The organism is Sinomonas sp. RB5 (assembly GCF_054063535.1).
The window spans coordinates 55,739-76,580 of the sequence record NZ_JBSSGJ010000019.1 but is presented as its reverse complement, the minus strand read 5'-3'; the positions used below and the strand labels follow the sequence as shown (position 1 = coordinate 76,580).

The 20,842-nt window shown below is 72.8% G+C and carries 18 protein-coding genes; 10 read left to right on the top strand and 8 right to left on the bottom strand.

The window, feature by feature from the left end; all coding sequences use genetic code 11:
• Nucleotides 1–6: 6 nt before the first annotated feature.
• From ACVWWH_RS18005 to ACVWWH_RS17990, 4 genes are all read right to left on the bottom strand, one after another.
• On the bottom strand, nucleotides 7–687 hold the full coding sequence (locus ACVWWH_RS18005) for a GntR family transcriptional regulator (protein WP_447419950.1): 681 nt from the start codon (nucleotides 685–687) through the stop codon (nucleotides 7–9).
• A gap of 103 nt (nucleotides 688–790) precedes the next feature.
• Complete coding sequence (locus ACVWWH_RS18000; protein WP_457317485.1) at nucleotides 791–1,798, bottom strand: transketolase family protein; 1,008 nt, start codon at nucleotides 1,796–1,798, stop codon at nucleotides 791–793.
• The gene (locus ACVWWH_RS17995; protein ID WP_457317484.1) at nucleotides 1,795–2,727 is read right to left on the bottom strand and encodes a transketolase; all 933 of its coding nucleotides are present in this window, start codon (nucleotides 2,725–2,727) and stop codon (nucleotides 1,795–1,797) included. The genes ACVWWH_RS18000 and ACVWWH_RS17995 overlap by 4 nt, the downstream gene beginning before the upstream one ends.
• A gap of 23 nt (nucleotides 2,728–2,750) precedes the next feature.
• Nucleotides 2,751–4,091 (bottom strand): MFS transporter, encoded by a 1,341-nt coding sequence (locus ACVWWH_RS17990; protein WP_066500469.1) that lies wholly within the window; start codon nucleotides 4,089–4,091, stop codon nucleotides 2,751–2,753.
• A 183-nt stretch (nucleotides 4,092–4,274) separates the two neighbouring features.
• Between ACVWWH_RS17990 and ACVWWH_RS17985 the strand changes: the two genes are divergently transcribed.
• Genes ACVWWH_RS17985 through ACVWWH_RS17970 form a run of 4 tightly spaced genes read left to right on the top strand, consistent with a single transcriptional unit; the run spans nucleotide 4,275 to nucleotide 8,187 of the window.
• The gene (locus ACVWWH_RS17985; RefSeq protein WP_457317483.1) at nucleotides 4,275–5,099 is read left to right on the top strand and encodes a sugar phosphate isomerase/epimerase family protein; all 825 of its coding nucleotides are present in this window, start codon (nucleotides 4,275–4,277) and stop codon (nucleotides 5,097–5,099) included.
• Nucleotides 5,100–5,140: 41 nt separating this feature from the next.
• Nucleotides 5,141–5,914, top strand: a complete 774-nt coding sequence (locus ACVWWH_RS17980; protein ID WP_457317482.1) for an SDR family NAD(P)-dependent oxidoreductase — start codon at nucleotides 5,141–5,143, stop codon at nucleotides 5,912–5,914.
• Between the two features lie 36 nt (nucleotides 5,915–5,950).
• The gene (locus ACVWWH_RS17975; protein WP_457317481.1) at nucleotides 5,951–7,696 is read left to right on the top strand and encodes a dihydroxyacetone kinase family protein; all 1,746 of its coding nucleotides are present in this window, start codon (nucleotides 5,951–5,953) and stop codon (nucleotides 7,694–7,696) included.
• Nucleotides 7,693–8,187, top strand: coding sequence for a ribose-5-phosphate isomerase (locus ACVWWH_RS17970; protein WP_066500475.1), 495 nt, complete (start codon nucleotides 7,693–7,695; stop codon nucleotides 8,185–8,187). The genes ACVWWH_RS17975 and ACVWWH_RS17970 overlap by 4 nt, the downstream gene beginning before the upstream one ends.
• A gap of 192 nt (nucleotides 8,188–8,379) precedes the next feature.
• Here the strand turns inward: ACVWWH_RS17970 and ACVWWH_RS17965 are convergent, their stop codons facing one another.
• Nucleotides 8,380–8,670, bottom strand: a complete 291-nt coding sequence (locus ACVWWH_RS17965) for a hypothetical protein (protein WP_457317480.1) — start codon at nucleotides 8,668–8,670, stop codon at nucleotides 8,380–8,382.
• A 105-nt stretch (nucleotides 8,671–8,775) separates the two neighbouring features.
• On the opposite strand from ACVWWH_RS17965, the gene ACVWWH_RS17960 reads away from it, so the two are divergent.
• Nucleotides 8,776–9,645 carry a Rieske (2Fe-2S) protein gene (locus tag ACVWWH_RS17960; RefSeq protein WP_066500478.1) on the top strand — a complete coding sequence of 290 codons (870 nt, stop codon included), beginning with the start codon at nucleotides 8,776–8,778 and terminating at the stop codon, nucleotides 9,643–9,645.
• A gap of 54 nt (nucleotides 9,646–9,699) precedes the next feature.
• On the opposite strand, the gene ku is transcribed toward ACVWWH_RS17960, so the two are convergent.
• A complete protein-coding gene (gene ku, locus ACVWWH_RS17955) occupies nucleotides 9,700–10,644 on the bottom strand; it encodes a non-homologous end joining protein Ku (RefSeq protein WP_457317479.1) in 945 nt (314 codons plus the stop codon).
• 154 nt (nucleotides 10,645–10,798) lie between these two features.
• On the opposite strand from ku, the gene ACVWWH_RS17950 reads away from it, so the two are divergent.
• Together ACVWWH_RS17950 and ACVWWH_RS17945 are read left to right on the top strand one after the other, a co-directional pair.
• Nucleotides 10,799–11,335: a flavodoxin domain-containing protein gene (locus tag ACVWWH_RS17950; RefSeq protein WP_066500483.1), complete on the top strand. Its 537-nt coding sequence runs from the start codon at nucleotides 10,799–10,801 to the stop codon at nucleotides 11,333–11,335.
• 242 nt (nucleotides 11,336–11,577) lie between these two features.
• On the top strand, nucleotides 11,578–14,232 hold the full coding sequence (locus tag ACVWWH_RS17945) for an ATP-dependent DNA ligase (RefSeq protein ID WP_457317478.1): 2,655 nt from the start codon (nucleotides 11,578–11,580) through the stop codon (nucleotides 14,230–14,232).
• A 39-nt stretch (nucleotides 14,233–14,271) separates the two neighbouring features.
• On the opposite strand, the gene ACVWWH_RS17940 is transcribed toward ACVWWH_RS17945, so the two are convergent.
• Both ACVWWH_RS17940 and ACVWWH_RS17935 read right to left on the bottom strand, forming a co-directional pair.
• Entirely contained in the window at nucleotides 14,272–15,060 is a 789-nt protein-coding gene (locus ACVWWH_RS17940) for a putative hydro-lyase (protein ID WP_457317502.1), read from the bottom strand.
• A gap of 43 nt (nucleotides 15,061–15,103) precedes the next feature.
• Entirely contained in the window at nucleotides 15,104–16,366 is a 1,263-nt protein-coding gene (locus ACVWWH_RS17935; RefSeq protein WP_457317477.1) for an MFS transporter, read from the bottom strand.
• Nucleotides 16,367–16,591: 225 nt separating this feature from the next.
• Here ACVWWH_RS17935 and ACVWWH_RS17930 point away from each other — a divergent pair, with 225 nt between their 5' ends.
• Genes ACVWWH_RS17930 through ACVWWH_RS17920 form a run of 3 tightly spaced genes read left to right on the top strand, consistent with a single transcriptional unit; the run spans nucleotide 16,592 to nucleotide 20,827 of the window.
• Nucleotides 16,592–17,347 (top strand): LamB/YcsF family protein, encoded by a 756-nt coding sequence (locus ACVWWH_RS17930; protein WP_457317476.1) that lies wholly within the window; start codon nucleotides 16,592–16,594, stop codon nucleotides 17,345–17,347.
• On the top strand, nucleotides 17,344–19,062 hold the full coding sequence (locus tag ACVWWH_RS17925) for a 5-oxoprolinase subunit B/C family protein (RefSeq protein ID WP_457317475.1): 1,719 nt from the start codon (nucleotides 17,344–17,346) through the stop codon (nucleotides 19,060–19,062). Before ACVWWH_RS17930 ends, ACVWWH_RS17925 begins: the two co-directional genes overlap by 4 nt.
• Nucleotides 19,055–20,827 (top strand): acetyl/propionyl/methylcrotonyl-CoA carboxylase subunit alpha, encoded by a 1,773-nt coding sequence (locus ACVWWH_RS17920; protein WP_457317474.1) that lies wholly within the window; start codon nucleotides 19,055–19,057, stop codon nucleotides 20,825–20,827. Before ACVWWH_RS17925 ends, ACVWWH_RS17920 begins: the two co-directional genes overlap by 8 nt.
• Nucleotides 20,828–20,842: the final 15 nt, after the last annotated feature.

Genomic DNA, 20,842 nt, shown 5'->3' with positions numbered 1-20,842 from the left:
CGAGGGTCAGCGGGCCGGGGCCACCGCGTCCTCGCTGACGAGGTTGTCCGAGGCGGAGTCCATGTGGGCGAGGATCGTCTCCCGCGCCGTCGCGGCGTCCCCGGACTCGACCGCGTCCACGATGGCCCGGTGCCGGTCCACGCTCATGTTGCTCGTGGCCCGCTCGAGCCCGGCGAACATGATGGACATGCGAATGGACCCCTCGAGCGACTGCCACTGGTGCAGCAGGGTCTCGTTCCCGGAGAGCCGGCAGAGGAGGCGGTGGAAGTCCAGGTCGGCCTCGATCCGGTCCTCGAGCGAGCGGCCCGCGGCCTCGTCCATGCGCTCGAGCGCATCCCGGAGCTCGCCCACGGCCTTGGCGCGCCGCGGCTGCTCGATGAGGGTGCGCGCGGCGAGGGACTCGAGCGCACCGCGCACCGCGAAGATGTCCCGGATCTCCTTCGCGTCGAGGTGGCGGACGCTGAGGCGGCCGCGGGGGCCGGCGGAGGCCAGGCCTTCCTGCTCGAGCTGCCTCAGGGCCTCGCGGAGGGTTCCCCGGCTGATGCCGAGCATCTCGGACAGCTCGGTCTCCACGAGGTGCTGGCCCTGCGCAAGCTCGCCGGAGGTGATGGCGCGGCGGAGCGCTGCGAGCGCCTGCTCGCGCAGGCTCCGCTTCTCGAGTCCCAGCAGGGACGCTGCAACAGCCATGGGTTCCTCCCCGATGTCGACTGTCACCCGACAGCCGTTGACACTCATGATAGGGCGGGCGGGGCCCGAAGGCCCGCGCCCGCCCGTGATTCCGGCGTCCGGCTCAGCCGAGCTCGGACAGGACCTTCGCGACGATCCGGTCCACGCTCAGCCCGTACTTGGCGTGCAGCGTGGGCAGCGCGCCGGCGTCGAGGAACTCGTCCGGGAGCCCGACCGGGACCACACGCCGGGCCCGGCCGGCGCGGACCAGGGCCGAGGCGACGGTCTCGAACAGGCCGCCCACCACGGTGTGGTTCTCGAGCGTGACCGCGAGCCGGTCCCCCGCGAGCTCGGCGAGGACGGTGGCCGTATCGAAGGGCTTGATCGTCGGGGTGTGCACCACGGCGACGTCCACGTGGTGCTTCTCGAGCTCGGCGGCCGCCTGGAGCGCCCGCATGGTCATGAGCCCCGAGGAGACGAACACGACGTCGCTCCCACCGCGCAGCACCTTGGCCTTGCCGAGCTCGAAATCGTAGTCGTACTCGTCGAGGACGGTGGGCACCTTGCCCCGCAGGAGGCGCAGGTAGGTCGGGCCGTCCGAGGCCGCGAGCTGCGGGACGGCCTGGGCGATGTCGATCGAGTCGCAGGGGTCCACGATCGTCAGGTTGGGCATGCCCCGGAAGATCGCCACGTCCTCGGTGGCCTGGTGCGAGGGCCCGTACCCGGTGGTGAGGCCCGGCAGGCCGCCGACGATGTTGACGTTCAGGTTCGGCTCGGCGATGTCGAGGCAGATGAAGTCGTACGCGCGCCGGGCCGCGAAGACCGAGTAGGTCGAGGCGAACGGCACGAGGCCTGCCTCCGCCATGCCGGCGGCCGCGCCGAAGAGCAGCTGCTCGGCCATGCCCATCTGGAAGAACCGGTCCGGGTGGGCCCCGGCGAAGATGTGCATGTCCGTGTACTTGCCCAGGTCCGCCGTGAGGCCCACGATCCGCGGGTCCGCCTCGGCGGCCGCCGCGAGGGCATGCCCGAACGGCGCCGGGGCCGTCTTCTGCCCCGGGTCGGCGAACGAGGCGATCATGGCCGAGGTCTTCAGCTTCGGGGCCGTGCCCATGGCCACTCCTGCGGTGCTCATGCCTTCTCCTCCTGGCCCTTCGCCTGGCTGGCTTCCTGGCGGGCGGCCCAGCCGGCCTCGAGCTGCTCGTTGCAGATCGCCCACTCGTGCTCCTCGATGCGCATGAAGTGCGCCTTCTCCCGCTGCTCGAGCAGCGGCACGCCGCGACCCACCTTGGTGTCGCAGAGCACGACGGCGGGTGCCCCCTCGCCGTCGTCCGTCACCGCGGAACCCGACCCGGCGGCGTCGAACGCCTCCAGGAGGGCGCCGACGTCATTGCCGTCCACGCGGAACACCCGCCAGCCGCAGGCAGCCCACTTGTCGGCGACCGGCTCGGTGCGGAGCACGCCGGCGGTCGCGCCGTCGGCCTGGAGGGCGTTGATGTCCACGACGGCGGTCAGCCGGCCCAGGCGGTGGTGCGCGGCACCCATCGCGGCCTCCCAGGTGGAGCCCTCGTCGAGCTCGCCGTCGGAGAGGAAGTTGACCACGCGGGCGGTGTTGCCGCGGTAGCGCAGCCCGAGGGCCAGGCCCACGGCGACCGTGAGCCCGTGCCCGAGCGAGCCGCCGGAGATCTCCATGCCCGGGGTGTAGGTGGACATGCCGGACATCGGCAGGCGGGAGCCGTCCGAGCCGTAGGTCTCGAGCTCCTCGACCGGGATGGTCCCGGCCTCGGCGAGCGCCGCGTAGAGCCCGATCGCGTAGTGCCCGGTGGAGAGGAGGAACCGGTCGCGGTCCTCCCACTCCGGGTCCTCCGGGCGGAAGCGGAGCTGGTCCGTGTACACGGTGGCCAGGATGTCCGCGGCTCCGAGGGCCTGGCCCACGTAGCCCTGGCCCTGGACCTCGCCCATGAAGAGGGCGTGGCGGCGGATCCTGTGCGCAGCGGCCTCCACGGCGGCGCGGCGCTCGGCCATGCCGGTGGCGGTGCGGGGTTCGAGTGTCGATGAGGTCATCGGTTGCGTCTTCCTCGGTTCCTTCAGTGGGTGTGCGCCGGAGCGGGGGTCTCGGCCGAGATCCGCTCGGCGGCCTCGCGCTCGCGGCGGCCCCAGGTCTCGCGGGTCACGAGGGCGGCCCAGAGGCCGATCGCGCCGTAGGCGCTGAAGAGCAGGGCGGGGCCGACCCAGCCGAAGCTCACGAACAGCAGGGTGGTGATGAACGGGGTGAAGCCGGAGACCATGGCCGAGATCTGGTAGGCGAGCGAGGCGCCGGAGGAGCGGGTCTTGGCCTGGAAGAGCTCCGGGAACCAGGCGCCCTGGGCGCCGGCAAGGGAGTTCTGGCACACGGCGTAGGCGATCACGATCGTGGCGACGATGAACAGGAACATGCCGGTGTTGACCAGGAGGAACATGGGCACGCCGAACAGCACGGCGAACGCGCAGGAGGCGATGTACACCGGCCGGCGGCCCACCTTGTCGGTCAGGGCGCCCCACTTCCAGGTGGCGATGATGCCGATGGCGGAGGCGATGCACAGGGCGATCAGCGTCTGGTTCTTGTCCGCGAGCTTGGACGAGTTGATGTAGGAGATCATGTACGTGATCGACACGGCGTAGCCGGCGGTCTCCGCGATGCGCAGGCCGATGCCCCGCACGATGTTGCGCCAGTCCTCGCGGATCACCTGGGTGACGGGGGACTTCGCGAGCTCACCGTGGTCCCTGACGTCCTCGAAGACGGGCGACTCGGGGACCTTGGAGCGGATGATGAGGCCCACGATCACGAGCGCGAGGCTCGCGAGGAACGGGATGCGCCAGGCCCACTCGTCGCCGAGGTGGACGCTGAAGAGGAACACGAGGTTGGCCAGCAGCAGGCCCACGGGGAAGCCGGCCTGCACGATCCCGGTCACGGCGCCCTTGCGCCGCCAGGGGGCGTGCTCGTAGCTCATGAGGATCGCGCCGCCCCACTCGGCACCGAACGCGAGGCCCTGGATGATGCGGACCGCCACGAGCAGCACGGGCGCGAGGATGCCCACCGCCGCGTAGGTGGGCAGCAGGCCGATCGCGAACGTCGCGAGGCCCATGATGATCAGGGAGGTGACGAGGACCGGCTTGCGGCCGAGTCGGTCGCCGAGGTGGCCGCCGACGATGCCCCCGAGCGGGCGGGCAGCGAAGCCCACGCCGAGCGTGGCGAAGGAGGCCAGCGTGCCCGTGACCGGGTCGGCGCCGGGGAAGAAGGCGTGGTTGAAGTAGAGGGCCGCTGCGGTGCCGAAGCCGATGAAGTCGTACGTCTCGATGACGGCCCCGACGGCAGAGCCGACGGCGACGCGCTTGGCGTCCTTCGTGCCGTGGACCGGGCCGCGCATGGCCAGAGCCTCGTTGCTCATTGCGTTCCTTCCGAAAGAGGGTTCTCTCTCTGCCGCCGTCTCTGTTGACAGTCGACATGATATGCCAGTGTGCTGCGCGTCACCCACTACTGTCAACAGTCGGCACTAGAGGTTGACTGTTGACAATACTTCCCTCTACCGTGGTTGACGTCACACCAGCTCCTTTCCCACGGAGGGACACCGATGTTCCACGACCGACTCGGCTGCTCGTCGATCAGCTTCCGGCACCTGCCGCTCACCGAGGCCCTCGCGACCATGGCCGCCCTCGGCTTCGAGGAGATCGACCTCGGCGCCCTCCCCGGAGTGTGCGACCACGTGCCCTTCGAGCTCACGGACGCGGACATCGCGGACGTGGCCGCCCGGGTGGCCGATTCGGGGCTGCGCGTGCGCTCCGTCAACGGGGACATCGGCGACCTCAACGCCACGCCCGACGGCGCGGGGCTGGCCTCGCGGGCGGCGCACCTCGACCGCCTGCTCGCCCTGACCTGCACCGTCGGGGCGAAGGCGCTCGTGCTCCCCTGCGGCGCCCTCAGCCCCGAGCCGGTCACGGGCCTCGACGAGGACCTCGACCGCGTGGCCCAGCAGCTCGCGGCGGCAGCCGAGCGCGCGGCCGCGGCCGGCGTCGGGCTCTGGACCGAGTCGCTGCACTACTACCGCCTATGCGGGACCCTCGACCGCGCCCTCGCCCTCGCCGACCGGCTCGAGGGCACCCGGGTGCGGCACGTCGTCGACCTCTCCCACGTCGTCGCCTCGGGGAGCCGGCCGGAGGACGCGATTGCCGCCCTCGCCGGCCGGATCACCCACGTCCACCTCCGCGACGCCATGCCGGGGAACATCAACCTCAGCATCGGCAACGGCTCCGTGGACTTCGCCGGGGCCCTGGCCGCCCTCCGCGAGGCCCGCTTCGACGGGCACTTCTCGCTCGAGCTCGAGGCGCACGACCTCACCCACGGGGAGCGCCCCGCGGCCGCCGCCAAGGCCGCGAGCTTCATCACCGACCTCATCTGAACCCCACCCAGACCTCACTGAGACGAACAGAAGGAACCACCATGAGCAGCATCCAGCGCACCGCCGTCCTCACCGGCGCCACCTCCGAGAAGGGCATCGGCGTGGCCACCGCCCGCCGCTACGCCCGCGCGGGATGGGGGGTGGTCATCCTGGACCTCGACGGCGAGAAGTCCGCCAAGATCGCCCAGGACATCGCCAACGAGTTCAACGTCCCCGCCTTCGGGCACGAGGTCGACGTCGCCGACGAGGCCTCGGTCGCCGCCGCCGCGGCCGCCGTGGCCGCCGAGGTCGCTGCTGGACGCCTGCCCGTGGTCGGGGCGCTCGCGAACATCGCGGGCATCACCTCGCCCGTGCCGTTCCTCGAGACGGACCTCGCCCTGTGGAACAAGGTCATGGCGGTCAACGCCACCGGCACCTACCTCGTCACCAAGGCGTTCCTGCCGGCCATGATCGAAGCCGGCTGGGGCCGGGTCGTGAACATGTCCTCGGTCTCCGCCCAGCGCGGCGGCGGCGTGTTCGGCCGCGTGCCCTACTCGGCAGCCAAGGCCGCCATCCTCGGCTTCACCAAGGCCCTCGCCCGCGAGATCGCCCCGACCGGCATCACGGTCAACGCCATCACCCCGGGCGCCGTGGACACCAACATCCGTGTGGGCAGCACCGACGAGCAGGAGGCCGCGATCGCCCGCGACATCCCCCTCGGCCGCACGGCCACGACCGAGGAGATCGCCTCGGTGATCACCTGGCTCTCCTCCGACGGCGCCTCCTACCTCACCGGCACCACGGTGGACATCAACGGCGGCAGCCACATCCACTGACCGGGGCCCCGGCTCCGCCGCCCCAGGAGGCTCACCATGACGCGCATCTCCAACGATCCCGCGGACTTCGCCGACGAGGCCCTCGCCGGCTTCTGCGACGTCCACGCCGACCTCGTCCGCCAAGTGCCCGGCGGCGCCGTGCGCCGGCGCCGCCCCGCCCGGCCCAAGGTCGCCGTCCTCGTGGGCGGCGGCTCGGGCCACTACCCCGCGTTCGCCGGCCTCATCGGCGCGGGCTTCGCCGACGGCGCCGTGGTGGGCAATATCTTCACCTCGCCCTCCACCCAGCAGGCCTGCACGGTGGCGCGGGCCGCCGAGACCGGCGCCGGGGTCGTGTTCACCTACGGCAACTACGCCGGGGACGTCATGAACTTCGCCCTCGCCTCCGAGCGGCTCGCCGCCGAGGGCATCCGGGCCGAGAATGTCCTCGTGACGGACGACGTCGCCTCCGCACCGGCCGCCGAGGCCGATCGCCGCCGCGGGATCGCGGGCGACTTCGTGGTCTTCAAGGCCATGGGCGCGGCCGCGGAGGCCGGGCTCAGCCTCGACGAGGTGGTGCGGATCGGGCGCAAGGCCAACAGCCGCACCCGCACGCTCGGCACCGCGTTCTCCGGCTGCACCTTCCCGGGCGCGGACGCTCCCCTGTTCACCCTCCCGGAGGGGCACATGGGCCTCGGGCTCGGGATCCACGGCGAGCCCGGCCTGCGGGATGTCCCCCTGCCCTCCGCCGCGGAGCTCGGGCGGGCCCTCGTCGAGGGCGTCCTCGCCGAGGCTCCGGCCGGCGAGGGGCACCAGGGGCGCATCGCCGTCATCCTCAACGAGCTCGGCTCCACCAAGCACGAGGAGCTGTTCGTGCTCTGGGGCACCGTGGCGCCGCTCCTGCGCGAGGCCGGGTACGAGATCGTGGCGCCGGAGGTCGGCGAGCTCGTCACGAGTCTGGACATGGCCGGCGTCTCGCTCACCGTGACCTGGCTCGACGAAGAGCTCGAGGAGCTCTGGCTGGCCCCCGCGGAGACGCCCGCCTTCCGCCGCGGCGCCGTCGCCGCCGCCTCCGCCGTGGAGTCCGCGGACGACGACGGCGGGCCGGCCACCGCCGTCGAGGCGCCGCCGTCGTCCGAGGCCTCGCGCGGGTACGCCGCCGCGTGCGTCGCGGCGCTCGAGGCCGCCTCGGACCGGCTCGCGGAGCTCGAGGCCGAGCTGGGCGCCATGGACGCGGTCGCCGGCGACGGCGACCACGGACGCGGCATGGTCCGCGGCGCGGGCGCTGCCGTGGCCGCGGCGCGCGAGGCGCTCGGGGCCGGCCGCGGGGCGGGGTCCGTCCTCGCCGCGGGCGGGGACGCGTGGGCGGACCGGGCCGGCGGGACCTCCGGGGTCCTGTGGGGCGCCGGGCTCCGCGCGTGGGGCGAGGCCCTCGGGGACCTCGAGGTGCCGGACGGGGCGCAGGTCGCCGCCGGGATCTCGGCCTTCGCCGCGCGCATCGCGGCCCTCGGCGGCGCGCAGCCGGGCGACAAGACGCTCGTGGACGCCCTGGTGCCGTTCGAGGAGGAGCTGCGCCGCGCCGTCGTGCGCGGGGAGGGCCTTGCCGAGGCGTGGGGCGGCGCGTGCCTGGCCGCGGAGTCCGCCGCCGCGGCGACCGCCGGCCTCACGCCGCGCAAGGGCCGGGCCCGCCCGCTCGCCGAGAAGAGCGTGGGCACGCCGGATCCCGGCGCCACCTCGCTCGCCGCGGTGTTCGCCGCACTCGGCCCCGCCATCGTTTCAGCAACCCAGGAGGAGGTGTCCGCATGAGCGGGCAGAACACGGCAGCCGCCACGGACGGCCTGCGGATCGTCATCGGCTCGGACGAGGCCGGGGTGGACTACAAGGACGCCCTGCTCAAGGACCTCGAGGCGGACGGGCGGGTGGCCGAGGTGATCGACATCGGCGTGCACCGCGAGGCCGAAGACTTCGCCCGCCCCTACCCCTACGTGGGGCTCGCTGCGGGGCAGCTGATCAGCGAGGGCAGGGCTGACCGGGCGCTCCTGTTCTGCGGGACAGGCCTCGGCGTGGCGATCGCCGCGAACAAGGTCCCCGGGATCCGGGCCGCCACGGCGCACGACCCGTTCTCCGTGGAGCGCTCGATCCTGTCCAACAACTGCCAGGTCCTCACCATGGGCCAGCGTGTGGTGGGGCTCGAGCTCGCGCGGCGCCTCGCGAAGGAGTGGATCGGGTACACGTTCGACCCGGGCTCCGCCTCCGCCGCGAAGGTGCAGGTGCTCAGCGACTACGAGGGCTGCTGAGCACCCGAGGCGAGTGGCGCCGTCGTCCGCCACTCTCTCCCCTCCCCTCCGCCCCCCCGCGTCTGAAGGTCATGTTCTGGGGGTCACCTCATGTGACTCCCAGAACATGACCCCCAGAAGGTGACTTACAGAAGGTGACTCCCAGAAGGTCGGAGCACCGGTCCGCGCGCCGGGCGTGAGGGCTCTGCGGCCCTACTGCTCCTGACCGTGGAAGGGCGGGTCGTCGCTCGCGTCGCTGTTGAGGTCGGCGTCGGGGACGTCGAAGCCGGCCATCGCCTTGTCGACGTCCGAGTTGTCGCGCGGCACGTTGTCCTTCTGGGCGCGGATCCCCTGGGCCTGCTCGCGGATGAGCTGCTCCTCCTCGCTGAAGCGGATGTCATTCGCCTGGTCACCCGAGTCGCGGGGCTCGAGGTCCGGGTTGCCGGTCTTGTAGTCGTTCTCGTTGAGGTTCGCCGTCTGGCCGATGTCTGGGTTCTCAGTCATGCCGCACCTGTACCCCGCGGCGGAAGGCATCAATCGGGCCTGCGTCAGCCGCGCGGGCGCGGGTAGGACTGCCTTGTCCCCTGCCCCGCCGCCAAGGAGAACACGATGAACCTGTTGGACGACGCCGTCAGCCGGCTCGAGCGCTGGGAGTTCCTCGACCGAGTGGCCGAGCCGGTCCGCAAGGCGGCCCACGCCCTCGTCGGCCCGCGCGCGGTCCGCAACGCGCTCAGCGGCATCCCCACCGGCCACCCGCTGCACGCCGTCCTGACCGATGTGCCGATCGGGGCCTGGAGCATGGCGGCCCTGCTCGATGTGAAGGGCCTGCTCGACGCGGAGAATGGCCGCGGTTCCGAGGCCGCCGCCGACCTGCTCGTCGCGGCCGGCCTGGTCGCCGCCGTGCCGACCGCCGCCGCCGGCCTCAACGACTGGTCGGACACCTACGGGCCCACCGAGCGGGTGGGGCTGGTCCACGCCGCGGCGAACACCGTGGCGCTCGGGCTATACGCCGCCTCCCTTGCCGCCCGCCGCGCGGGACGCCGCCCCGCGGGCCGCGCCCTGGGCCTGGCCGGACTCGGCGTCCTAGCCGTGGGCGGCTACCTCGGCGGCCATCTCACCTACTCGAAGGGCGTCAAGGTCAGCCACACGGCCTACCACGAGGGCCCGCTCGACTGGGAGGACCTCCTCGCCGAGGACGAGCTCGCGGACGGGGCCCCGAAGGTGGTCCAGCTCGGCGAGATCCCGCTGCTCGTGACGCGCGACGCCGGGCGGATCGTCGCGCTCGACAACGTCTGCACGCACGCGGGCGGCCCCCTGAACGAGGGGACCATCGAGAACGGCTGCGTCACCTGCCCCTGGCACGGCAGCCAGTTCCGCCTCGCCGACGGTGCCCCGGTGCTGGGCCCGGCGAGCGCGCCGCAGCCGAGCTACGAGACCCGCGTCCGGGACGGCCGCGTCCAGGTCCGGGCCAAGAAGTAGCGCCGGCTCCGCCCGGGCCCCCGGGCGGAGCCGGCCCCCCCCGGCGACCGGGGCTCAGCCGGTCTTGCGGGTGCGCCGCTTGGGCGGCGCCTTCTGCTCCTGAGGCGAGCCCTCGGCGTCGTCCGCCTCCGCCTTCTTCGCGCGGCTGCGGCCGCCCGCGGACGCCTTCGGAGCCTTGGCGCCGGAGGGCTCCTTCGCGCCGCCCGCGGCCTTGCGCCGGTTCTCGACGCTGCGGCGCAGGGCCTCCATGAGGTCCAGGACCTCGGCGCCCCCGCCCTCCTCGGCCGGGGCGCCGAACGTCTCCTCGGTGTCCACGGCATCGCCCTTGGCGAGCTTGGCCTCGACCAGCTGCGTCAGCTGGGCCTGGTACTCGTCGGTGAACTGCCCCGGCTCGAAGTCGGAGGAGAGGCTCTCGACGAGGGAGGAGGACATCTTCAGCTCCTTGTCCGAGATCTTCACCTCGGTGTCCTCGAGCACGGGGAACGCCGCCTCCCGCACCTCGTCGGGCCACAGCAGCGCCTGGAGCACCATGACGTCCCCGCGCACGCGCAGCGCCCCCAGGCGGGACTTCTGCCGCAGCGCGAACTTCACCACGGCGGTCAGCTCGGTCTGCTCGAGGGTGCGCCGCAGGAGCTGGTACGGCTTCACCCCGACCTTCTCGGGCTCGAGGTAGTAGCTCTTCTCGAAGTACATGGGGTCGATCTGCGTATCCGGGACGAACTCGACCACCTCGATCTCCCGGCTGCGCTCCACCGGCAGGGACTTGAGGTCCTCGTCCGTGAGGACGACCGTGCGGCCGCCCTCCTCGTACGCCTTGTCGATGTCCGCGTACTCGACGACCTCCCCGCAGACCTCGCAGCGGCGCTGGTAGCGGATGCGCCCCCGGTCCTTGTCATGGACCTGGTGCAGCTTGAGGTCGTGGTCCTCGGTGGCGCTGTACACCTTCACGGGCACGCTGACCAGCCCGAAGCTGATGGCGCCCTTCCAGATTGACCGCATGAGCCCAGTGAACCGCACATTCCACACGATGGATAGGTCCTCGGCCCGGGCGCGGCGGGCAGGACGGGCCCTTCTCCCCTTGGCTCCGGGACCGCTGCGCCGCACCGTGGGAGGAGCTTCAGACCTGCCGCCACCGCCCAACGAAGGAGCAGCCGTGAACGTCCTCATCGCCTACGCGAGCAAGCACGGGGCCACCCAGGGGATCGCCGAGCGGATCGGCTCGACGCTGACCGCCGAGGGGTTTCCCGTCACCGTCAGACCGGTCGAGGAGGTCGACGACGTGACGCACTACGACGCCGTCGTCCTCGGCAGCGCGGCCTACGCCCTCCACTGGATGCATGCGGCGACCGCCTTCGCCAAGCGGCACCACCGGGACCTGGCCGAGCGGCCGGTCTGGCTCTTCGCGAGCGGACCCCTCGGCGAGGACACGGTGGACAAGGAGGGCCGCGACGTCCGTGAGAGCAGCGAGCCGCGCGAGTTCGACAAGTTCGCCGATGAGCTCAACGTGAGGGGCGACCACGTGTTCTTCGGCAAGTGGGACCCGGAATCCGAGCCGGTGGGGCTCATGGAGAAGATCATGGAGCACCTGCCGGGGAACCCCCGGGGCTCCCTGCCCGCCGGCGACTTCCGCGACTGGGACGAGGTCGAGGCCTGGGCGCACGGCATCGCCGAGGAGCTGCGGGCCGGGTAGGTCTGGGCCGGCGCCGGGGCCAGGGGGCCGGCGCCGCTCCGGGACCGCGGCGCCGCTTCTCGGTTCCGCGGGTCTTGCCCCCTGTTCCGGACGCTGCCCCCCGCTCCGGCAGGGGGCAGCGTCCGGAACCGGGGGCCTCGTCCGCGCTGCTCGGACACCACGCCCCGGTTCGACCGGCGCCCCGACGGGTAGACCCAAGGGGACATCTTCCCCTTGACCGGGGCGCATGGGAGGTTAGCCGCATGGCAGCGCAGCGCGAGACCGTCGAGATCGAGGGCCGCAGGATCAGCCTGTCCAACCTGGACAAGATCATGTACCCCGAGTCCGGGACCACCAAGGGCGATGTCATCGAGTACTACAGGATGGTCGGCCCCGTCATGGTCCCGGCCATCCGGGACAGGCCCGCGACCCGGAAGCGGTGGGTGCACGGCGTGGGCACCGCGGACGATCCGGGGGAGCTGTTCTTCCAGAAGAACCTCGACGAGCGGTCCACTCCCGAGTGGGTCCAGCGGGTCACGCTCCACCACCGCCGCTCGACCAACACCTATCCCCTGGTCAACGACCTGCCCACCCTCGTCTGGCTCGCCCAGATCGCCGCCCTCGAGATCCACGTGCCGCAGTGGCGCGCGGTCGAGGAGGACACCATGATCAACCCGGACCGGCTCGTGATCGACCTCGATCCGGGCCCGGGCGCGGGGCTGCCCGAGTGCGTCGAGGTCGCGCACCTGGTCAAGCCGATCTTCGACGACATGGGCCTGCTGTCCGTCCCGGTCACGAGCGGGTCCAAGGGCATCCACCTCTACGCGAAGCTCGACGGCAGCCAGGAGTGGGAGGCCGTCTCCGCCGTGGCCCGCGAGCTCGCGAAGTCCCTCGAGGCGGACCACCCGGACCTCGTGGTCGCCGACCAGAAGAAGACGCTCCGGCACGGCCGCGTGCTCGTGGACTGGAGCCAGAACAGCGGGCAGAAGACCACGATCGCCCCGTACTCGCTGCGCGGCCGCGTCCAGCCGATGGTCGCCGCCCCGCGGACCTGGGAGGAGATCGGCTCCCCCGGCCTGGCGCACGTGCGCTACACCGAGATGGCGGAGCGCCTCGAGACGTTCGGGGACCTGTTCGCGCCGCTGCACCCGCCCGCGCTGGCCGGGACGCACGATTCCAGCCGCTCGTCCCGCCCGCGGGCCCGCGCCGCCGCCGGCGCCCGCTCGGGTTCCTCCGGCGGTTCCCGCTCCTCACGCGAGGACGACGACGGCGGCGCCCGCGCGCCGTCGTCCGCCGCATCCGCCGGGAGCACCGCCGCGGCCGGAGCCGACCCGCTCACGGTGTACCGGGCCAAGCGGGACGCCGCCAAGACTCCGGAACCGGTCCCAGCCGAGGCGCCCACGCCCGGCGCCGGCGACGCCTTCGTGATCCACGAGCACCACGCGCGCCGGCTGCACTGGGACCTGCGGCTCGAGCACGAGGGGGTGCTGGCCTCGTTCGCCATCCCCAAGGGCATTCCGACCAGCACCGGGAAGAACCACCTCGCCGTGCACACCGAGGACCATCCGCTCGAGTACCTCACCTTCTCCGGCAGCATCCCGCAGGGCGAGTACGGGGCCGGTGAGATGTCCGTCTGGGACACCGGCACCTACGAGGCCGAGAAGTGGCGCGAGGACGAGATCATCGTGATCCTGCACGGACGCGAGGGCGGCGGGCTCGAGTCCGTTGCCGAGGGGCTGGCCGACGGCGGGAATCCGCCGGGCGGGGGCGTCCGGCTCGCGCTCATCCGCACGGAGAAGGGGTCTGCCGGGAAGGAGAACTGGCTCGCGCACCTCATGAAGGACCAGGCCAAGGGGCACTGGCGGCGCGGCCCCCACGCCGGGGCCGGGGCGCCGGACGCCGAGGTCGGCCCGCCCGCGACGTCCGGGCCACCCGCGACGTCTGGGCCACCGGCGACGTCCGGCCCGCCCCCCTCCCCGATGCTCGCCCAGTCAGGCACGGCGGCCCTGGTGCGGCACGGCGACTGGATGTTCGAGATGAAGTGGGACGGCATCCGCGCGATCGTGGACACCCGGGCCGGCTCGGCCCGGCTGATCAGCCGCAACGGGATCGACCAGACCCTCACCTATCCCGAGCTCGCCGACCTCGCCGAGCTCGGGCCCGCCGTGCTCGACGGCGAGATCATCGCCCAGAGCCCGACCGGCCGCCCCGACTTCGGGCTCCTGCAGCAGCGCATGAACCTCAGCCGGCCGGCCGACGTCGAGCGGGCCCGGCGGGCGGTGCCCGTGCAGATCGTGCTGTTCGACCTGCTCGAGTACGAGGGGCGCGACCTCACCGGGCTGCCGTTCCGCGAGCGCCGGGCGGCCCTCGAGCTCCTCGCCGAGGGCGGCCTGCCCGCGAGCGCGCAGCTCTCCCCCGTCTTCGACGGCAGCATCGACGACGTCCTGGAGGCCTCCGCCGAGCACGGCCTCGAGGGCGTCATCGCCAAGCGTCCCTCGGCCCGCTACGAGGCCGGCCGCCGCTCGGGGGCGTGGGTGAAGATCAAGCACGAGAAGACCCAGGAGGTCGTGGTGGCCGGCTGGCGCGAGGGGAAGGGCGGCCGGGCGGGGACGGTCGGCTCCCTCCTGCTCGGCATCCCGGACGACGACGGCGTGCTGCGGTACGCGGGCCGGGTCGGCTCGGGCTTCACGGACCGCATGCTCGCCGAGGTCTCGTCCCGGCTGCGCCCCCTCGAGCGCAAGACCCCGCCCCTCGACGGCGTGCCCCGGGAGGACACGCGGGACGCCCACTGGGTCACGCCGAAGCTCGTCGCGGAGGTCCGGTACGGGGAGCTCACGAGCGGCGGACGGCTCCGTCACCCCGTCTGGCGGGGCTGGCGGCCGGACAAGGCCGCGGCGGACGTGGTGCTGGAGGGCTGAACGCCGGACCATTCGCTGAGGCGCGGCGCGGCCAAAGGATCACTGGATCAGGTATTCCGAGTCGGGCACATCACTGATGAACATGTATCCGGGGGCGTGGGTGATCGCGAAGGGCGGCCTCGAGGCAAGCAGCGCGGCCTGCGGGGTCACGCCACACGCCCAGAACACCGGAACGTCGCCGGGCGCGGGCGCGACCGCGTCGCCGTAGTCGGGGGCTGCCAGATCGGCGATGCCGAGGGCCGCCGGATCGCCCACGTGGACCGGGGCTCCGTGGACGGCGGGCATCCGGGCGCTGAGCCGGACTGCAGTGTCGACGAGGTCCTCCGGGACATACCGCATTGAAACGACCATCGGCCCATGCATCCGGCCCGCAGGGCGGCACTCGATGTCCGTGCGGTACATGGAGACGTTCCTGCCCTGATCAACATGCCGGAGCGGAATGCCGGCCTCGACCAGCGGCGACTCGAACGTGAAGCTGCAGCCGATCAGGAACGTCACGAGGTCGTCGCGCCACACCTCGACGACCTCGGCCGGCTCCCCGTCGAGGTGGCCGTCGCGCCACACACGGTAGCGCGGAATGTCGGTACGCAGGTCAGCCTCGGAGGCCAGCGCCGTCGTCGTCGATCCCGGGTCTGTCACGTCCAGCACGGGACAGGGCTTCGGGTTCCGCTGACAGAACAGCAGCACGTCGTAGGCCCAGTCGGCGGGGACTGAGATCATGTTCAGCTGGGTGTAGCCGGCGGACCAGCCCGAGGTGGGCACCGCCAGGCCGCCGCGGAATGCCGTCCGGGCCTGGCGCGGATGCGCGGACTGGGGGGCTAGGTTCATGGTCGTCAAGGGTGGTCTCCTCGTCGGGCGATTCTTCGGGCGGTCAGGCGAGTTCGCGGTTCTTGGTCTCCGGCAGGCCCAGCAGCGCCAGCACGGCGATGCCATACCCCGCCGCGCCGAAGATCATGGCCCCTCCCACGCCCAGCGTCGTGGCGAGGAATCCCACGAGCGTGGGGAAGAACGCCCCGACGGCCCGGCCGAAGTTGTACGTGAACCCCTGGCCGGTGCCACGGAGGTGAGCCGGGTAGAGCTCCGAGAGGAACGAGCCGAACCCGCTGAAGATTGCTGAAGTGAAGAAGCCCAGCGGGAAGCCCAGGACGAGCACCAGCATGCTGGCGCCGGCGGGGATGTTGACGTAGGCGAAGATGATCAGGGCCGACAGGACCGAGAAGAGCAGGAACGTCTTCTTCCGTCCAAGACGGTCGGTGAGATACCCGCCGGAGACGTACCCGATGAAGGCCCCGGAGATGAGGAACGTCAGGTAGCCGCCCGTTCCCACCACGCTGAGGCCCCGATCCACCTTCAGATAGGTCGGGATCCACGAGGCCAGGGTGTAGTAGCCGCCCTGGACCCCGGTCGCCAGGAACGAGGCGAAGAGCGTGGTGCGGCCCAAGGGGCCGGTGAAGATGTCCCGGAAGCTGCCCCGCTTCTCGCTCGAGAGCCTCCGCTCCGTCGCCGCGTCAGCGTCTGTGACGTTGCGACGGAGGAACAGGAGCAGCACGGCCGGGAGCGCGCCGGTCCAGAAGAGCACGCGCCAGGCCGTGGCCGCGGGAACAAAGCTGAAGACCAGGGTGTAGACGAGGACCGAGAGCGCCCAACCAACCGCCCACGAGCTCTGGATGAACGCCACCGCACGCCCGCGGTACTTCGGCTTCGCGTACTCGGCCACGAGGATCGCCCCCGTGGCCCACTCGCCGCCGAAGCCGAGCCCCTGGAGCGTGCGGAAGGCCAGCAGCTGCTCGAAGCTGCCGGCAAAGCCGCACAGGACCGTGAACAGTGCGAAGGTCCCCACCGTGATCATGAGCGTCTTGGTGCGCCCGATGCGGTCGACAAGCACCCCGGCCAGCGCGCCGCCGATGGCCGACACGACCAGTGTGACGGTCGTCAGGAGGCCAGCCTGGCCGGTCGAGAGGTGGAAGTAGGCGCCAATCGCGACGAGCGAGAGGGGCAGTACCTGGAAATCGTAGGAGTCGAGGGCGTATCCGCCGAAGGCGCCGATCCAGGCCCTCCGTCCGCGCTCCCCGAGGGTGCGGTACCAGGCGAAGCGCCCAGTGTCCTCGCTGACCTGGTTCTCGACATCAGACATGGCAACCTCACGATTCTTGGGGGCGGACGCCCGGAGACTGTGCCGGGCGGCGCCACTGCGTCATCGCCCGAGGTACCCACCACCCTAGAACTTTGTTCAACAATCTGTCCAGAGGTTTTCGTGACCCAGCTCACGCGGGTCCCCGGAGCAACCCAGCAAAGATTGTTGAACAATCCGGCCGATTGATGCATGCTTGGATCACCACCTCGTGAGACGGAGATCACCATGGCAAGCATCGACCTCAACAGCGACGTCGGCGAGTCCTACGGCAACTGGACCTTCGGCGACGACGCCGCGATCTTCGAGAGCGTCTCGAGCGCCAACGTCGCCTGCGGCTTCCACGCCGGCGACCCGAGCGGCATCCGGGCCACGTGCGAGGCGGCGGCCGCGGCCGGCGTCGTGATCGGCGCGCACCCCGCGTACCGCGACCTCGCGGGATTCGGCCGGCGCTTCATGGACGTGGCGCCGAAGGAGCTCATCGACGACGTCATCTACCAGATCGGCGCCCTCGAGGCCCTGGCCCGCTCGGCCGGCACCGAGGTGCACTACGTCAAGCCGCACGGAGCGCTCTACAACACGATCGTGCACCACGAGACCCAGGCGAAGGCGGTCGCCAAGGCCGTGGCCGAGGTGGCCCCGGGCCTGCCGCTGCTCGTCCTGCCGAACTCCGAGATCCAGCGCGCCGCCGAGGCCGCGGGCCTGCGCACTGTCACCGAGGCGTTCGCCGACCGCGCCTACACGCCGGAGGGCACCCTCGTCTCCCGGCGCGAGCCGGGCTCCGTGCTGCACGACCTCGACGGGATCGTGGAGCACGTGCTGCGCATCCTCGATGGCAAGGTCCAGGCCATCGACGGCTCGATCGTCCGCATCGCGGCGGACAGCATCTGCGTCCACGGGGACACCCCGGGCGCCGTCGCCATGGCCGCCCGCGTCCGGGCAGCGGTGGCCGAGGCCGGCGTCGGGATCGCGAGCTTCGCATGACCGCCCACGCGGCCGCGGTCCAGAACCCCGTCCTCGGCCTCCGGCCCGCCGGCGACCGCGCCGTCCTCGTCGAGCTGCGCACCCTCGGCGCCGTCCTGGCGCTGACCTCCAAGCTCGCCGCAGCGCAGCACGCCGGGGACCTCGAGGTCGTCGACGTGGTGGCCGCCGCGACCACGGTGCTCATCGTCGCCGCCTCCCCCGACGCCGTGGCCCGCGCGGCCGCGTACGTGCGGGCCCTCCACCTCGAGGACGCCGAGCGTGCGCCGGGCCGGCTCGTGCACATCGAGACCGTGTACGACGGCGCCGACCTCGAGGAGGCTGCCCGCCTCACCGGGCTCTCGCCGGAGGCGCTCGTCGCCGCGCACAGCGGGGCCGTGTGGGACGCGGCGTTCGGCGGCTTCGCGCCCGGGTTCGCCTACCTGACGCACGACGCCGCCCCGTCCGTCCCGCGGCGCACCTCACCGCGCACCGTGGTCCCGGCGGGATCGGTGGCCCTCGCGGGCGCCTACTCGGCCGTGTACCCCGGGGAGTCCCCGGGCGGGTGGCAGCTGATCGGGCACACGGACGCCGTGATGTGGGACCTCTCCCGCGAGGACCCCGCGCTCGTGGCGCCCGGCGACCGCGTGCAGTTCCTGCCGGTCCGGGCGTCCGCGTCCCTTGCGGCTCCCGCGCCCGGAGGGGCCCCCGTCCAATGTGGAGTTGAGCACGGTGCGCACGCCCCGCACCGTGCTCAAGCCACCATTTCCGCCGGTGGCGAGGCGACGGCGCGCGCGGAGGCGGGGCTCGTCGTCGTGCGCCCGGGCCTGCAGACCACGGTGCAGGATGCGGGGCGGCCCGGCCGCGCGGCCCTCGGGGTGAGCCCCGCCGGGGCGCTGGACCGCGGCGCGCTGCGCCGGGCCAACCGCATGGCCGGCAACGCCCCGGATGCCGCCGGACTCGAGGTGCTCCTCGGCGGCCTCGAGCTGCGCGCCGAACGGGACCAGGTGCTCGCCGTGACCGGCGCACGCGTCCCGCTGCGCATCACCGGGCCCGGCACCGCGCAGGGACATGACCCCTCACAGGGGAGGGATGCGCCGCTGGACGCCCCGTTCGCCCTCCTGGCCGGCGAGACCCTCACCGTCGGTCCCCCGGCCCGCGGGCTGCGCACGTACCTCGCGGTCCGCGGCGGCCTCGAGGCGGATCGTGTCCTCGGCAGCGCCTCGACGGACACCCTCTCGGGGATCGGGCCCGCGCCGCTCGCGGCTGGGGACGCCCTCGCGGTGGCCCCGACCCGCGGCGCCCATGTGGTCGGGCTGCCGGAGGTGCCCCCGCCGCTCCCGGATCCCGCCGCTCCCGCCGAGCTGCGCGTGCTGACAGGGCCCCGGCAGGACTGGTTCACCGATGCGTCCGTGCGGGCCTTCTTCGGGCAGGAGTGGACCGTCACGTCGCAGTCCAACCGGGTGGGCGTCCGGCTCGACGGGGCCCCGCTCGAACGCGCCCGCAGCGGCGAGCTCACGAGCGAGGGCACCGCGCGCGGCGCCGTCCAGGTCCCCGCGAGCGGCCTGCCCGTCCTGTTCCTGGCCGACGCCCCGGTGACCGGCGGATACCCGGTGATCGGCGTCGTCGTCAGCGCCGACCTCGACCTCGCGGCCCAGCTTCCCCCGGGCGCCAGGGTGCGCTTCGTCCCCGTGCCCGGCGCCGCCCCCACGACCCCAGAAGGAAATGCCCATGCGTAAGGTCCTCATCGCCAACCGCGGCGAGATCGCCGTCCGAATCGCCCGCGCGTGCGACGACGCCGGGCTGGCCAGCGTCGCCGTCTACGCTGACCAGGACGCGGACGCCCTCCACGTCGAGGCGTGCACCGAGGCCTACGCGCTCGGCGGCACCGCACCCGCCGAGACGTACCTTGACGTGGAGAAGCTCCTCGCCGTCGCGGAGCGCTCCGGTGCCGACGCCGTGCACCCCGGCTACGGCTTCCTCTCCGAAAACGCGGGCTTCGCCCAGGCCGTCCTCGACGCCGGCCTGACCTGGATCGGCCCCTCCCCGGCGACCATCCGGCTCCTCGGGGACAAGGTTAGCGCCCGCGAGGTGGCCGTCCGCGCCGGCGCGCCGCTGGCCCCGGGCAGCGACGGGCCGGTCGCGAGCGCCGAGGAGGTGCGCGCCTTCGCCGCCGAGCACGGGCTGCCGGTGGCGATCAAGGCCGCCTTCGGGGGCGGCGGCCGCGGTCTCAAGGTGGCGCGCGCCATGGAGGAGATCGAGGAGGCCTTCGACTCGGCCGTGCGCGAGTCCCGCGCGGCGTTCGGGCGCGAGGAGTGCTTCGTGGAGAAGTTCCTCGACCGGCCCCGGCACGTCGAGGCGCAGGTCCTCGCGGACACGCACGGGAACGTGATCGTGGTCGGCACCCGCGACTGCTCCCTGCAGCGCCGCCACCAGAAGCTCGTCGAGGAGGCGCCCGCCCCCTTCCTGACCCCCGAGCAGCGCGAGCGCATCCACTCCTCCGCGAAGGCGATCTGCCGCGAGGCCGGCTACGTCGGCGCGGGCACGGTCGAGTACCTCCTCGACAGCCAGGGCACCATCAGCTTCCTCGAGGTCAACACGCGCCTGCAGGTCGAGCACCCCATCACCGAGGAGACCTCCGGAATCGACCTCGTCGCGGCGCAGCTCGCGGTCGCCGACGGGCACGTGCTGCCCGTGCTCGAGGACCCCGAGCCGCGCGGCCACTCGATCGAGTTCCGCATCAATGCCGAGGACCCGGGCCGGGGCTTCCTGCCCGCGCCCGGGACCATCGAGCGGTTCGCCCCGCCCGCGGGCCCCGGCATCCGCGTGGACGCTGGAGTCCGCGACGGCTTCACCGTCCCCGGCCAGTTCGACTCCCTCCTGGCCAAGCTCGTGGTCACCGGCGCGGACCGGCAGCAGGCGCTGCGCCGGGCCCGTCGCGCCCTGCGCGAGTTCGAGATCCGCGGCCTGCCCACCGTCCTGCCCTTCGACCGGGCGGTCGTGGACTCCCCCGCGTTCGCCGCCGAGGACGGCGCGTTCGGCGTCTACACGACGTGGATCGAGGCCGAGTTCGCCGAGGAGCTCGCGGGGAGCCCCGACTTCACCGCCCCGGCCGCGCACGACGCCGGCCGCCGCACCTTCGCGATCGACCTCGACGGCCGCCGCATGACCCTCGGCCTGCCCGAGTCCCTGCTGGCCGGGCTCGCGGCCGGGAGCGGGGCCGCCGCATCGGCTGGCTCCGGGTCCTCCGGGTCGGCGAGCGCCGCGCACGACGGCGGAGCTCCCTCCGCGGCCGACCTCACCGCCGCGATGGGCGGCACCGTGGTCAAGTGGCTCGTCGAGCCCGGCACCGAGGTCGCTGCCGGGGACGGCGTGGTGGTGCTCGAGGCCATGAAGATGGAGACCACGGTCCAGGCCCACCGGGCCGGGACGGTCGGCGAGCGGGCCGCGGCGGCGGGCGACGCCGTCGTGCCCGGAACGGTCCTGACCACGATCGGGAGCTGACCTCCGGGGGCTGGG

Coding starts and splice junctions, on each gene's coding strand:
- ACVWWH_RS18005 (WP_447419950.1), bottom strand. CDS start 687: ATGGCTGTTGCAGCGTCCCTGCTGGGACTCGAGAAGCGGAGCCTGCGC.
- ACVWWH_RS17970 (WP_066500475.1), top strand. CDS start 7,693: ATGAGCGGGCAGAACACGGCAGCCGCCACGGACGGCCTGCGGATCGTC.
- ACVWWH_RS17975 (WP_457317481.1), top strand. CDS start 5,951: ATGACGCGCATCTCCAACGATCCCGCGGACTTCGCCGACGAGGCCCTC.
- ACVWWH_RS18000 (WP_457317485.1), bottom strand. CDS start 1,798: ATGAGCACCGCAGGAGTGGCCATGGGCACGGCCCCGAAGCTGAAGACC.
- ACVWWH_RS17935 (WP_457317477.1), bottom strand. CDS start 16,366: ATGTCTGATGTCGAGAACCAGGTCAGCGAGGACACTGGGCGCTTCGCC.
- ACVWWH_RS17925 (WP_457317475.1), top strand. CDS start 17,344: ATGACCGCCCACGCGGCCGCGGTCCAGAACCCCGTCCTCGGCCTCCGG.
- ACVWWH_RS17930 (WP_457317476.1), top strand. CDS start 16,592: ATGGCAAGCATCGACCTCAACAGCGACGTCGGCGAGTCCTACGGCAAC.
- ACVWWH_RS17980 (WP_457317482.1), top strand. CDS start 5,141: ATGAGCAGCATCCAGCGCACCGCCGTCCTCACCGGCGCCACCTCCGAG.
- ACVWWH_RS17990 (WP_066500469.1), bottom strand. CDS start 4,091: ATGAGCAACGAGGCTCTGGCCATGCGCGGCCCGGTCCACGGCACGAAG.
- ACVWWH_RS17945 (WP_457317478.1), top strand. CDS start 11,578: ATGGCAGCGCAGCGCGAGACCGTCGAGATCGAGGGCCGCAGGATCAGC.
- ACVWWH_RS17920 (WP_457317474.1), top strand. CDS start 19,055: ATGCGTAAGGTCCTCATCGCCAACCGCGGCGAGATCGCCGTCCGAATC.
- ku (WP_457317479.1), bottom strand. CDS start 10,644: ATGCGGTCAATCTGGAAGGGCGCCATCAGCTTCGGGCTGGTCAGCGTG.
- ACVWWH_RS17940 (WP_457317502.1), bottom strand. CDS start 15,060: ATGAACCTAGCCCCCCAGTCCGCGCATCCGCGCCAGGCCCGGACGGCA.
- ACVWWH_RS17985 (WP_457317483.1), top strand. CDS start 4,275: ATGTTCCACGACCGACTCGGCTGCTCGTCGATCAGCTTCCGGCACCTG.
- ACVWWH_RS17960 (WP_066500478.1), top strand. CDS start 8,776: ATGAACCTGTTGGACGACGCCGTCAGCCGGCTCGAGCGCTGGGAGTTC.
- ACVWWH_RS17995 (WP_457317484.1), bottom strand. CDS start 2,727: ATGACCTCATCGACACTCGAACCCCGCACCGCCACCGGCATGGCCGAG.
- ACVWWH_RS17965 (WP_457317480.1), bottom strand. CDS start 8,670: ATGACTGAGAACCCAGACATCGGCCAGACGGCGAACCTCAACGAGAAC.